This window comes from Vallitalea maricola (assembly GCF_036985595.1).
Lineage (GTDB): Bacteria > Bacillota > Clostridia > Lachnospirales > Vallitaleaceae > Vallitalea > Vallitalea maricola.
The window spans coordinates 1-233 of sequence record NZ_BTPU01000197.1 but is presented as its reverse complement, the minus strand read 5'-3'; the positions used below and the strand labels follow the sequence as shown (position 1 = coordinate 233).

Below are 233 nucleotides of genomic sequence, written 5' to 3'. Positions count from 1 at the left end.
TTTTTTTTTTCCCTCCTCCTCCTTCCTCCTCTCTTTTTCCTTTCCTTTCTTTCCTCCTTCTTCTCTTCCTCTCTCCTCCTTTCTCCTCCTTCTTCCTCTCTCCTCCCTTCCTCTCTCCTCTTTTTCTCCCCCCCTCCCTTCCCCTTTTTTTCTCTTTCCTTTCTTTTTTCCGCCTCCCCCTCCCCTTTTCTTTCCTTCCTTTCTCCCCTTTTAGAAGAGTATTGCAACCTTCT

Annotated in this window: 1 protein-coding gene; it reads right to left on the bottom strand. The window is 46.8% G+C overall.

Annotation, left to right across the window (positions count from 1 at the left end; all coding sequences use genetic code 11):
- A partial coding sequence (locus tag AACQ14_RS24940; protein WP_339366035.1) for a hypothetical protein occupies positions 1-233 on the bottom strand: 233 nt, incomplete at both ends.